The 12,817-nt window shown below is 71.8% G+C and carries 10 protein-coding genes; 6 read left to right on the forward strand and 4 right to left on the reverse strand.

All coding sequences use genetic code 11. The annotated features are described in order from the left end of the window. The 6 genes from ACFTQE_RS18115 to ACFTQE_RS18140 form a co-directional block, all read left to right on the forward strand. Nucleotides 1–907: carbohydrate ABC transporter permease (locus ACFTQE_RS18115; RefSeq protein WP_376926373.1), on the forward strand; the 907-nt coding region annotated here is incomplete at its 5' end. Beyond that, nucleotides 904–1,761 carry a carbohydrate ABC transporter permease gene (locus ACFTQE_RS18120; protein WP_376926374.1) on the forward strand — a complete coding sequence of 286 codons (858 nt, stop codon included), beginning with the start codon at nt 904–906 and terminating at the stop codon, nt 1,759–1,761. The genes ACFTQE_RS18115 and ACFTQE_RS18120, both read left to right, overlap by 4 nt. After that, nucleotides 1,761–2,834 carry an ABC transporter ATP-binding protein gene (locus ACFTQE_RS18125; protein ID WP_376926375.1) on the forward strand — a complete coding sequence of 358 codons (1,074 nt, stop codon included), beginning with the start codon at nt 1,761–1,763 and terminating at the stop codon, nt 2,832–2,834. The genes ACFTQE_RS18120 and ACFTQE_RS18125 overlap by 1 nt, the downstream gene beginning before the upstream one ends. Before the next feature lie 4 nt (nt 2,835–2,838). Next, nucleotides 2,839–4,095: a CehA/McbA family metallohydrolase gene (locus ACFTQE_RS18130; RefSeq protein ID WP_376926376.1), complete on the forward strand. Its 1,257-nt coding sequence runs from the start codon at nt 2,839–2,841 to the stop codon at nt 4,093–4,095. A gap of 78 nt (nt 4,096–4,173) precedes the next feature. Further along, nucleotides 4,174–6,981, forward strand: a complete 2,808-nt coding sequence (locus ACFTQE_RS18135) for a hypothetical protein (RefSeq protein WP_376926377.1) — start codon at nt 4,174–4,176, stop codon at nt 6,979–6,981. Nucleotides 6,982–7,036: 55 nt separating this feature from the next. Continuing rightward, nucleotides 7,037–7,798: a GntR family transcriptional regulator gene (locus ACFTQE_RS18140; protein ID WP_376926378.1), complete on the forward strand. Its 762-nt coding sequence runs from the start codon at nt 7,037–7,039 to the stop codon at nt 7,796–7,798. 71 nt (nt 7,799–7,869) lie between these two features. Here ACFTQE_RS18140 and iolD read toward each other — a convergent pair whose 3' ends face one another. The 4 genes from iolD to iolC are packed head-to-tail and all read right to left on the reverse strand — an operon-like array spanning nt 7,870 to nt 12,719. After that, on the reverse strand, nt 7,870–9,765 hold the full coding sequence (gene iolD, locus ACFTQE_RS18145) for a 3D-(3,5/4)-trihydroxycyclohexane-1,2-dione acylhydrolase (decyclizing) (protein ID WP_376926379.1): 1,896 nt from the start codon (nt 9,763–9,765) through the stop codon (nt 7,870–7,872). An 11-nt stretch (nt 9,766–9,776) separates the two neighbouring features. After that, the gene (iolB, locus tag ACFTQE_RS18150; protein ID WP_376926380.1) at nt 9,777–10,736 is read right to left on the reverse strand and encodes a 5-deoxy-glucuronate isomerase; all 960 of its coding nucleotides are present in this window, start codon (nt 10,734–10,736) and stop codon (nt 9,777–9,779) included. 23 nt (nt 10,737–10,759) lie between these two features. Next, entirely contained in the window at nt 10,760–11,668 is a 909-nt protein-coding gene (locus ACFTQE_RS18155) for a class I fructose-bisphosphate aldolase (protein ID WP_376926381.1), read from the reverse strand. Next, complete coding sequence (gene iolC, locus ACFTQE_RS18160; protein ID WP_376926382.1) at nt 11,658–12,719, reverse strand: 5-dehydro-2-deoxygluconokinase; 1,062 nt, start codon at nt 12,717–12,719, stop codon at nt 11,658–11,660. Before iolC ends, ACFTQE_RS18155 begins: the two co-directional genes overlap by 11 nt. Between the last annotated feature and the right edge of the window lie 98 nt (nt 12,720–12,817).

The following is a 12,817-nucleotide window of genomic DNA, read 5'->3' on the forward strand; positions in this document are numbered from 1 at the left end:
GATCCGGTGCTGCCGACGGGGTGCCCGGGAAACATCGACCGTCCGGGGTGAAATATGCGGCAGGGCGGGCATCTTCGTCGCGCCCGCCCTGATCCTCATCGGCATCTTCCTGCTGTTCCCCGCGGTGTGGACGATCTGGCTCGGCATGACCGACTACCGGCTCACCGGCCTGCAGGCCGCGTCGCCGGAGTTCGTCGGCCTCGACAACTACGTCGAGGCGCTCACCGACCCGTCGTTCTGGAACTCGCTCTGGCTGACGCTCATCTTCGTGCTCTTCTCGGGCATCATCGGCCAGACGCTCATCGGCTTCGGGCTCGCCTGGTCGGTGCGCAACATCCACGGCTGGACGAAGGGACTCATCGAGGGCCTCGTGCTGGCCGCCTGGGTCATCCCGGCATCCGTCGCCTCGTTCCTCTGGCTCGTCCTGCTCGACCGGCGGGGCGGCACGATCAACGGCCTGCTCGGCACCGAGGGCACCGCCTGGTTGATCGACCACCCGATGCAGGCGATCATCATCTTCAACATCTGGGTCGGCACCGCCTTCTCGATGCAGCTCTTCTCTTCGGCGCTCAGCGCCGTTCCGCCGTCGCAGATCGAGAGCGCCAAGATGGTCGGCGCCTCGGGGTGGCAGCAGCTCCGCGACGTGATCGTGCCGAACATCAAGGGGCACATCCTCACGAACACGCTGCTCATCACCCTGTGGACGTTCAACACCTTCACGCCCTACCTCGTGACGGCCGGCGGCCCCAACGGCAAGACCGAGATCCTCTCGGTGTACATCTACGAGACGGCGATCCCCGGCGGCCAGCTCGGCCTCGGCGCCGCGATCTCGCTCATCATGCTGCTCATCAACCTCGTCATCGCGCTCGCCTACGTGCGCGTGTCGAAGGGAAGGAAGAAGCGATGACCGCCACCCCCGTGCGGAAGGTCGCGGCGAACTCGACCGTGCGGCACTTCCTCTCCCGAGTCGCCTTCGCCGTCATCATGACGATCGTGGGCGTGCTCTTCGCCCTGCCGATGGTCTGGCTCGTGCTCGCACCGTTCGACGCGACGCCGTCGCTGTCGTTGTCGTGGCCCGACTGGACGCTCGACAACTTCGCGCGCCTCGCCGAGAACCCCTACGCGCTGCGCTCCATCGGCAACTCGCTGCTGCTCGGCATCGGCACGATGGTGATCGTCGTCGTGCTCGGTGCGCTCGCGGCCTACGCGATGAGCCGCATCCGCATCCCGGGGCGCGACGGCATCCTGTACGGGCTGCTGCTGCTCTCCTCGATCGTGACGGGCACGGCAGCCATGGTGCCGACGTTCCAGATCATCACGCAGCTCGGCCTCATCAACTCCTACGTCGGCGTGCTCCTCGTGCTCGCGGGCGGCATCCTGCCGACCGTGATCTTCATCCTCAAGGACTTCATGGACTCGATCCCGAAGTCCTACGAGGAATCGGCGCGGCTCTACGGCGCCGGCCCGTTCCGCATCCTCCGCGACGTCGTCGCGCCGATCGCACGGCCCGGCCTGGCGTTCATCTCGATCTGGACCATCGTGCAGGTCTGGGGCAACTTCCTCGTGCCCTTCATCCTGCTGCGCAGCCCCGACCTGCAGCCCGCAGCGGTGCTCATGTACACCTTCTACACCGAGAGCGGACAGGCCGACCTGCGGCTCATCTCGACCTTCGCGCTGCTCTTCTCGGCTCCCGTGCTCATCATCTATTTCGTCGTCAACCGTCGCTACGGTTTCCGCTTCCATGGAGGTATCAAGTCCTGATGGCCGGTATCAACGCCACTCAACTCGTCAAGGAGTACCCCGGAGGCGTCCGCGGCGTCGACGAGGTCGACGTGCAGATCGACGACGGCGAGTTCTTCGCACTGCTCGGCCCCTCGGGCTGCGGCAAGACCACCCTGCTGCGCTCGATCGCGGGCCTCGAGGCGATCACCGCCGGAACCCTCGTCATCGGCGACCGCGACGTCACCAACGCCGAGCCCGGCGCCCGCGGGGTCGCGATGGTCTTCCAGGACTACGCGCTCTTCCCTCACATGGACGTGGGCGACAATATCGCGTACCCGCTGCGGATCAAGCACGTCAAGCGCGACGAGCGACGCGCCACGGCCGAGAAGGTCGGCGACGGCCTCTCGCTCCAGGGCCTCATCGAGCGCCGGCCGGGCCAGCTCTCGGGCGGGCAGCAGCAGCGCGTGGCGCTCGCCCGCGCGGTCGCGACGCGACCCGACGTGCTGCTCCTCGACGAGCCGCTGTCGAACCTCGACGCCCGGCTCCGGCTCGAGGCGCGCACGTTCCTGAAGGAGCTGCAGCGCGATCTCGGTGTCACGACCGTGTTCGTCACCCACGACCAGGCCGAGGCGCTCGCGCTCGCCGACCGCATCGCGGTCATGAAGGCGGGCAAGCTCCAGCAGATCGGCACGCCCCGCGAGGTGTTCCAGCGGCCGAACAACACCTTCGTCGCCGGGTTCATCGGCTCGAACCCGATGAACCTCATCGAGACTTCGGTGACCGGCGGCGCGATCTCGATCGGCGAGACGACGGTGCCCGTGCCGGTCGGCACCGAGGCGCTCGTGCGCGACGGCCAGTCGGTGATCTGGGGCATCCGGCCCGAGTACCTGCGTTGGGTCACGAGCGAGGAGCCGGGCGCGATCCCGGCGGAGGTGAGCGTCGTCGAGAACCTCGGCGCGAGCGTGCTCATCGCCGTGAACGCGAGCGGGCACAAGTTCCAGGTCGTCGTGCCCGAAGACCACGAGCCGGCCCCCGGCGACCACGGCTGGCTCGTGCCGCAGGCCGCGAAGACCCTGCTCTTCGACGCCGAGTCGACGCAGCGCATCGGCTGACGCGATGACGACGATCCGCCGCACCGTTCGCATCACGGTCGACACGCAGAACGAGCACCGGTTCCTCGACGTGCCGTTCGAGGTGCCGCCCGGCACCGATTCGCTCGAGGTCGCGATCCGCTACGACGGCTCGAACGCGGGCATCGACCTCGGCTGCGAGGGGGCGAGCGGATGGCGCGGCTGGTCGGGCGGTGCCCGCACCGAGTTCGTCATCCACCCGGCCGACGCGACGCCCGGCTACCTGCCGGGCGCGCCCGAGGCGGGGGAGTGGAACGTCGTGCTCGGCCTGCATCGGGTCCCCTCCGAGGGCGTCGAGGTCGAGGTCGAGGTCACCATCCCGGCATCGCGCGCGGTGCCGCAGCTTCCGGGCGCCTCGCCCGCGACGCGCACCGTGCGCGGCAGCGATCGCGGGCTGCCGGCCGAACCCGGCCTCACGTGGTTCGCGGGCGACTTCCACGGCCACACGCTCCACTCCGACGGGCGCCTGCCGATCGGCGGACTCGCCGCTCTCGGCGTGGCGAGCGGCCTCGACTTCATGGCCGTCACCGACCACAACACGGTGAGTCATCACGCACACCTTCCGGCCGAGGGCGCGAGGCACGGCATCACGCTCCTGCCCGGACAGGAGGTGACGACCCACCGCGGCCACGCGAACGCGTTCGGCGACATCGGCTGGATCGACTTCCGCGAGCCCGCGCAGCGCTGGGTCGACGAGGTCGAGCGGCGCGGCGGCATCCTGAGCATCAACCACCCGATCTCGGGCGACTGCTCCTGGCTGCACCGACTCGAACGCCGGCCGGCCGCCGTCGAGCTCTGGCACTCGACCTGGTACCTCGAGCTCATCTCGACCGCGCCCTTCGCGTGGTTCCGCACCTGGCCCGAGGGCGCGACGCTGCTCGGCGGCAGCGACACGCACATGGTCGAGGAACCGCAGCGCCCCGGCACGCCGACGACGTGGGTCGCGGCGGCGGACGACTCGGTCGAGGCGATCCTCGACGGCGTCCGCGCCGGACGCACGGCGATCACGGGCAGCGGCAGCTTCGACGGCACGGTGCTCATGCCCGAGCTCATGCGCGCCCCGGCACTCGTGCGGCTCGGCGACGAGGTCGTCGCGGTCGACGCGGAGGGCCTCGTGCTCGTCGACGGCTTCGGGCGGCGTCGTTCGGTGCGTTCGGCGCGCGAGGCGTTCGCGGCCGACCCCGCCGACGGGCCGTTCCACCTCGTGCTCGCTGACCGCCGCATCATGGCGCTCTGCGCGTAGCCGGCATCGCCTGGACCACCGCACCCCGAACCACCGCGCGACGAACCACCGCGCGACGAACCACCGCTTGGAGTGACCATGGACGCCCCCGATGAACTCGTGATCGTGCCGCACACGCACTGGGATCGCGAGTGGTACGAGCCGCACGACGTGTTCCGGCTGCGGCTCGTGCACATGGTCGACCGGCTGCTCGGCACGCTCGAGGAGAATCCCGGGTACCGCTTCACCCTCGACGGGCAGGCCGCGGCGATCGACGACTACCTCGAGATCCGGCCGGAGCAGCGCGAGCGCGTCGTCGCGGCGATCGAACGCGGGCAGCTCGCGATCGGCCCATTCCTCATCCTGCTCGACGAGTTCCTCTGCGACGGCGAGACGATCGTGCGCAACCTCGAGCTCGGCCTCCGGTCGAGTCGGCGGCTGGGGCCCGAGATGCGGGTCGGCTACCTGCCCGACATGTTCGGCCACGCGGCGCAGATGCCGCAGCTGCTGCGCGGGTTCGGCCTGCGCGACGCCGCCCTCTGGCGCGGCGTTCCCGCACGGATCGACCGCCACGCGTTCGCATGGACCGCGCCCGACGGTTCGACGGTGCGCACCGAGTACCTCCTCGACGGCTACGGCAACGCCCTCGACCTCTTCGCCCTGCCCGGCCAGCTGGGCGCACTCGTCGCCGAGTACGGGCAGTCGGTCGCGAGCTGGTACGGATCCGACCCGATCCTCGGCATGCTCGGCACCGACCACAGCGCGCCGCCCGCCGACCTCATGCCGCTCGTCGAGGCGGCGAACGCATCGGGCGGTGCCGTCGGCCTGACCGTCGACACCATCGAGGGGTACGTGCGGGCGGTCGCTCCCGAGTGGGCGGCGGGCGACGACGGCGCACTCGCCGACCTGCCGGTCGTCGCGGGGGAGCTCCGGGCGCACACCCGCGGCAACCTCCTGCCGGGCGTCTTCTCGATCCGCACGAACCTCAAGCAGGCGATGGCCGACGCCGAACGCCGGCTCTCCACCGCGGAGCGGCTCGACGCCGCCTTCGGCGCCGACGACCACCGCGCGTTCTTCGACACCGCCTGGTACCGGCTCGTCGAGAGCACCGCGCACGACTCCGTCACCGGGTGCGGGGTCGACGCGACCGCCGTCGAGGTCGAGGGGCGCCTCGCGGCGGCGGGCCATGTCGCGCGCGGCGTGATCCTGCGCACGATGGAGCGGCTCGCGGCATCCGTCGCACCCGACCGCCATGTCGTCGCGAACCCGACCGGCTTCGCTCGGCGGGCGCACGTCGAGATCCGCCTGCACGACCCCGAGCGGCTGGAGCTCGGCGATGGCGTGCAGTTGCTCGACGCCCTGCCCGAAGTGCTCGGCGACGAACGGCTCACGACCGCCGAACTGCCGAAGCTGCTGAACCGCATCCACGGCCGCGAGCTCTTCGGCCAGCTCATCAACGCCTGGCGCTTCAGCGACGACGGTCTGCGGTTCGAGGTCGCCGAGGCGCCGGTCGGCGACTTCGACCTGGCCGCGTTCACCGAGGAGCTCGACCGGCGCATCGCCTCGGACGCCTCGGGCGAGCGGGTCTGGCGCGTCGAGATCATCGCCGACCCGCGCCGTCGGGCCGTGGTGGGCATCGACGTCGGCGGCATCGGGGTCGCGAGCCTCGACCCCGCGACCGCACGGGCGACGGATGACCCGGTGACGGTGTCGCCCGACTCGCTCTCCAATCGCGCACTGACCGCGACGGTCGACGAGCTCGGCGGCGTGCGCATCGAGGCCGCCGACGGCACGGTGCTCGCCGATGCGCTGCGACTCGTCGACGAGGGCGATCGCGGCGACTCGTACAACTACGGGCCGGTCGACCCGACAACGGCGGTGACCGACCCGACGTCGGTCGAGGTGACCGTGCTCGAGGCCGGCCCGATCCGCGGCCGACTCCTGGTGCGCCGCCGCTACGCCGTGCCCGCCGCACTCGACCCGGTCGACCGGGATCGGCGCGCAGCGGCATCCGTCGACCTCGTCGTCGACACCGTGCTGGAACTCCGCGAGGGCGAGCCGATGCTGCGCGTGCGGGTCGACTTCGTGAATCCGGCCGCTGACCACCGGCTGCGGGTGCTCGTGCCCACCGGTGTCGCCGCACTGCCGGGCTCATCGGCCGCCGGCCAGTACGCCGTCACGGAGCGCGGGCGAATCGGCGAAGCCGGTTCGGTCGGCGAGTTCCCCCTGCCCACCTATCCCGTCGCCCGCTTCGTGCATGCCGGGCGGGCGAGCGTCATCGTCACGAAGCACTCCGAGTACGAGATCGTCGACCACCCGCAGGCGGGCGTCGACGCGATCGCGCTCACGCTCGTGCGCGCCGTCGGCATGATGAGCGTCAACGTGCACCCGCTCCGCGACGAGCCGGCCGGCGCCGAGTTCGCCGTGCCGGGCGCGCAGTACCTCGGCACCCCGGTTTCGACCGAGTTCGCGATCCTGCCGTCGGCATCCGGATGGACCGCGTCGGGCGCAGCCCGCTGGGCCGAGCTCGTGCGGGTCGAGCCCGAGGTGGCGCGCGGCACGCGCGGCGGTCCGACCGTCGTCGGCGGCGTCGCCGGTGCCGGCGGAGCGGCCGAGGCATCCGAGCTGCCGACCGCACCGGTCGTCGAGGTCGCGGGCGACGTCGTGCTCGAGTCGCTGCGCACGACGACGGATGCCGCCGGGAACCCGGTCGTCGAGGCGCGGTTCGTGAACTACCGGGCCGAGCCGCAGGTGCTCGGCGCCGGGGCATCCGGCCGTTGGGATCGCACCGACCTGGCCGGGGAGGTCGTCGAGCGCGACGTCGATCTCGCCACGACCGTCATCGGAGCGAGCCGCATCGAGACCTTCCGGCAGCGCGTCGCCGACACGCCCCCCGATCACGGGTGACGCCGAGGGGCCCACGACCCTCTACTGTCAGAACAACCGGACAACTGGAGAATCCATGGCGCAGTTGGAGCATCGCCTCCCCGTCGAGCTGTTCCTCGACCTCGATCGCTCGGGGCCCGTGCCCCTGTACTACCAGATCGCGAGTCGACTCGAGCAGGCGATCCTCGACCAGACGCTGCCCGCGGGTGCGCGCCTCGAGAACGAGGTCGCGCTCGCGGCCCGGCTCGGCCTCTCCCGGCCGACGATCCGGCGCGCCATCCAGGACCTCGTCGACAAGGGCCTGCTCGTGCGGCGCCGGGGCATCGGCACGCAGGTCGTGCACGGCAAGGTGACGCGCAACGTCGAGCTCACGAGCCTCTACGAGGACCTCGAGCGATCGGGCCAGAAGCCCGAGACGCGAGTGCTCTCGGTCGAGGTCGTGCCCGCCGACGAAGCGGCGCTCGAGGCGCTCGGCATCGCCCCCGGCAGCCCGGTGCTCCACGTGCAGCGGCTGCGCAGCGCCGATGGCGTGCCGCTCGCGATCCTCGACAACGTGCTGCCCGAGCAGTTCACCGATCTCGACCGCGAGGCGCTCGAGAAGCACGGGCTGTACCAGCTGCTGCGGGCGCGGGGTGTGACCATGCGCGTCGCGAAGCAGCGAATCGGGGCCCGCGCGGCGACGGCTCGCGAGGCGGAGCTGCTCGACCTGTCGCGCGGCGCGCCGGTGCTCACGATGGCGCGCACCGCCTTCGACAACTCGGGCGTCGCCGTGGAGTTCGGGCAGCACTGCTACCGGCCCGACCGCTACTCGTTCGAGGTCACGCTCGTCGACCGCTGAGCGCGGCCGGCTGCTGAGCGAGGCCGCCACGCGCGGCCGACCGCTGACCGCGGCCGACCGCTCGCTCGCGCTCAGCCGAGCAGCGGCCGCTGCGCCTGCCTGGCCTCCTCGTACTCCCCGCGTGCGGCCTGCACGCTCGGCGTCGCGGAGGTCTCGGCGACGGGCACGTCCCACCATCCGCCGCCGTCGGGGCCGGCGAGCAGCGGGTCGCTCTCGACGTGGATGAGCGTCGAGGTCGGCGACGCCTTCGCGGTCGCCATGGCGCGGCCGAGGTCGGCGATGGCGTCGGGGCCCGGGGCGATCTCGATGACGTCGATCCCGTAGCTGCGCGCATTGGCGGCGAGGTCGACGGGCAACGGCTCCGTGCCCTGGAAGTTGCGGGTCGCCGGGTCGTAGCGGCGGTACCTCGTGCCGAAGCGCTGGCTGCCGACGGACTCCGAGAGGTTGCCGATCGAGGCGTAGCCCTGGTTCTGCACGAGCACGACGATGAGCTTCTGGCCCTCGGCGACCGCGGTCACGAGTTCGGTGTGCAGCATCAGGTACGAGCCGTCGCCGACCATCACGATGACATCGCGATCGGGCGCGGCGCGGCGCACGCCGAGACCGCCCGCGATCTCGTACCCCATGCACGAGAAGGCGTACTCGACGTGGTAGCCGAGCGCGTCGCGCACGCGCCAGAGCCGGTGCAGGTCGCCCGGCAGGGAGCCTGCCGCCTGCACGACGACGTCGCGCGGCTCGCTCGCCGCCTGCACGGCGCCGATGATCTCGGCCTGCGCCGGCCGATCGCGACCCGACGGCACGAACGAGGCGTCGACGACGGCGTTCCACGACTGCTGCTCGGCGGCCACGAGCTCCGACATCGCCGGCGTCACGCGGTACCCCGCGAGCTCGACCTCGAGGGCTTCGAGCGCGGTGCGGGCGTCGGCGATCACGGGCAGCTCGGTGCCGTGCTTGTACGCGTCGAACGGTGCGACGTTGACGTTCACGAACGTGACATCCGGGTGCTGGAAGGCGCTGCGGCTCGCCGTCGTGAAGTCGCTGTACCGGGTGCCGATGCCGATGACGACATCGGCCTCCGCGGCGAACCGGTTGGCCGCGGTCGTGCCGGTGGCGCCCACGCCGCCGAGCGAGGCGGGGTGGTCCCAGGGGATGGCCCCGCCGCCGGCCTGGGTGGTGCCGACCGGGATGCCGGTGGCCTCGACGAGCCGGCGCAGCACCTCCTCGGCGCCCGAGTAGATCACCCCGCCGCCCGCGACGATCATGGGCGAGCGGGCCGCGCGGATGGCGGCGCCCGCTCGGGCGAGCGGGCCGGGTTCGGGGAGCGGGCGGCGCACGTGCCACTCCCGGTCGGCGAGGAAGGCGAGCGGTACGTCGAGCGCCTCGGCCTGCACGTCTTCGGGCAGTGCGATCGTGACGGCCCCGGTCTCCGCGGGGTCGGTCAGCACGCGCATGGCGCCGAGCGCGATCGAGAAGAGCTGCTCGGGCCGCTCGACGCGATCGAAGAAGCGCGACAGCGGGCGGAAGGCATCGGTGACCTGCAGGCTCGGGTCGTGCGGCAGCTCGAGCTGCTGCAGCACCGGGTCGGCGACCCGGGTCGCGAAGGTGTCGCTCGGCAGCAGCAGCGCGGGCAGGCGGTTGCTCGTCGCGAGCGCGGCACCCGTCAGCATGTTCGCCGCACCGGGGCCGACCGACGCGGTGCTCGCGAAGGTCGCGCGGCGGCGGCGCATGCGGGCGAAGCCCACCGACTGGTGCACCATCGCCTGCTCGTTGCGCGCCTGGTAGTACGGCATGAGATCGGGCGTCGAGGCGTTCGACTCCATGAGCGCCTGCCCGAGTCCGGCGACGTTGCCGTGGCCGAAGATGCCGAACATGCCGGGGATCGTGCGCTCGCGGATGTCGCCGTCGACGGTCCACTGGTGGGCGAGGAACTCGACGAGCGCCTGCCCGACGGTCATTCGCCTGGTCATCGGGTTCCGGCTCACGGGCGAGCTCCATTCGTCGTGCGGATGTAGGGCAGGCGGTCGTCGGCCGCCTCGTGCTGCCAGGCTTCGCGCACCCACTCGTGCGCCGGCTCGTCGGTGATGCGCCAGACCCGATCACCGGGCCCCGCCATGACGTTGAGGTAGTAGAGGTCGTGGGTCGGCGGCGCCACGGCGGGCCCGTGGAATCCGCCGGGGACGAGGGCGGTGTCGCCGGCGCGCACCCGTTCGTCGAGTTCGATCTCGGTCGCCGCCGACGACGCGGCGGCGAAGAGGGCGTACGGGTCGGCCCCGGCGCCGCTCGCGGCCGCGGGTGCACCCGGCGCCGGCGCGAGCTCGAAGTAGTAGATCTCCTCGAGCTGCGACTCGCGGTCCGGCAGCTCCTCGTCGTGCTTGTGGGGCGGGTAACTCGACCAGTTGCCGGCGGGGGTGATGACCTCGCACACGATGAGCCGCTCGGCGTCGAGCACCGCGGGCGTGCCGAGATCGTGCACCTGCCGGCTCGCGCGGCCGCGGCCGCGGAGCTCGACGGGCACCTCGTCGCGGCCGATGCGCCGAAGCGGATGCCGCGTGGTCGCCGGCGCCTCGGCCACCGCGACGCGGCCGGTGCCGGCGGCGGTGCCGGGGGCGCTGAGGGTCGCGCTCGTGCCCGGGGGCAGGTACAGGCAGTCGGTCGGACCGTCGAAGACCGAGGCCCGGCCTTCGAGTTCGACCTCGTGCACCGCGCCGTCCTCGGTGATCGCGCGCACGAGGCATCCGCCCTCGAGGGGAACGATGAGCCGCTCGACCTCGCCGGCGGGAAGCTCGAGCTCCCGCTCGCGGAAGTCCGCCGTGCGGAGCCCGGTGTGCTGCCAGCCGTCGAGGGATGCGTCGACCACGACGTCCCAGTCGTCTCGGGCGAGGCTCGCCCGGGGATGGAACCAGGTTTCACGGCCGGTCGCCGTCGTCCGCTCCGTCACGGATGCTCCTTCGGTCTCGTCGGTCAGCCGGCGTGCACGAGCGCCGCAGCGGTGTCGACGGCTCGTGCAACGTCGCCGTCGGGAGGATAGACGAGCGTGCGCCCGACCACGAGCCCGCGCACGCCGGGCAGGGCGAGTGCGCGCTTCCAACTGGCGTAGGTGGCCTCGGGGTCGCCGCCGCGCTCGCCGCCGAGGAGGAGGGTCGGCAGGGTCGTCGCGGCCATCACCCGTTCCATCTCGTCGACGACGGGGAGCTTCAACCAGGTGTAGGCCGAGCTCGTGCCGAGCCCCGACGCGATCGCGACGGAGGTGATCACGGCATCGGCGGTGAGGTCGTTGACGACGCCGGTCGGGCCGTGCGTGCTCATGAAGGGCTCGATCATGATCGGCACGCCGGCCGCGGCGGCCGCGGTCACAGCAGCGGCGCAGGCCTCGATCGTCGCGACCGAGCCCGCGTCCTGCAGGTTGATGCGCAGCAGCGCCTTCGCGAAGTCGAGCCGGTCGCGAACGATGCCGTCGATGTCGTAGCCGGTGAACCGGTCGTCCATCTCGAAGCTCGAGCCGCGCAGCCCCCCGCGGTTCATCGACCCGACGACGACCTTGCCGTCGAGGGCGCCGAGCAGTGCGAGGTCGTCGATGATGTCGGGCGTCGCGAGCACGCCGTCGACACCCGGGCGGCTGAGCGCGAGGGCGAGGCGGTCGAGCAGCTCGTACCGGTCGGCCATCGCCATCGGCTCGTCGCCGACGCCGAGTGAGCCGCGGGCCGGGTGGTCGGCGGCGACGATGAAGAGCCGGCCGTTGTCGCCGAGCACCGGCCGTCGGGTTCGCGCGGCGAACCGTTCGGCGATGGCCGTCGGGTCGACGGCACGGCGATCGCGGAGCCGGGCGAACCGCTCGTCGTCGAGGAATCGCAGGGGCGCCTCAGGATGCATCGGCGTCTCCTTCGTCGCGCCCGTGCCGGGCGCCGGGAGCGCCTGCGATGACCGGTTCGTTCGCGGCCGGGTCGATCCCGTCGAAGCCACCGAGACCACGCTCGCCGGCCAAGCGCGCGACCTCGGCGCTCGTCGGCATCGCGGTCGAGCACTCCCGCCGGGTGGCCACGATCGCGCCCGCGACGTTCGCGAAGGTGAGGATGCGTTCGAGCGACCAGCCCGAGAGGAGGCCGTGGCAGAACGCGCCGCCGAAGCCGTCGCCCGCGCCGAGCCCGTTGACCACCTGCACCGTGAGCGCGGGCAGCTCGACGGTCTCCTCGCGCGTCTTCGCGAGCACGCCGGCCGGGCCGCGCTTGACGACGGCGATCTCGACGCCGCGGTCGAGCAGTGCATCGGCCGCCCGGTACGGATCGCGTTCGCCGACGGCGACCTCGCACTCGTCGAGGTTGCCGATGGCGATCGCGACCGAGTCGAGGGCTGCCGAGGCCTCGCGCCGTGCATCGTCGACGGAGCTCCAGAACATCGGCCGGTAGTCGAGGTCGAGCACGGTGCCGGAGCGGCGGCCGCGCGCGGCCCACGCGGCGTGGTGGGCGCCGCGGCTCGGCTCCTCGCTCAGCCCCGTGACCGTCGACCAGTAGACCGCGGCGGAGCGGATGTCGTCGAGCGGCAGGCTCTCGACCGTGATCTCGAGGTCGGGCGCCTTCGGCTTGCGGTAGAAGGTGATCGGGAAGTCGTCGGGAGGGAAGATCTCGCAGAAGGTGAGGGGGGTCAGCAGCGCGGGCTCGGCGCCCACGAACCGGGGGTCGACCCCGAACCCGTCGAGCTCCCGCCGGATGTACCGGCCGAATGCGTCGTCGCCGGTGCGGGTGACGACCGCGCTGCGCCGCCCATGGCGGGCCGCTGCGATCGCGACGTTCGTGGCGCTGCCGCCGACCGACTTGGTGAACGTGTCGACGTCTTCGAGGTGCACGCCGTCGCGCGTCGGGTAGAGGTCGATGCCCACGCGTCCGATGGTGATGACGTCGAATGGCGATGCTGTCGTGATGGTCATACTGCGTCGTACAACTTTCTGCCGGTGCCGTGGGCGATTGCCCTCAGTTTACACAGAATGTCCTGACAAAGTAGTGCCATCTGCGATCGAGCGGATGC

The organism is Agromyces sp. NPDC056965 (assembly GCF_042673425.1).
Taxonomy (GTDB): Bacteria; Actinomycetota; Actinomycetes; order Actinomycetales; family Microbacteriaceae; genus Agromyces.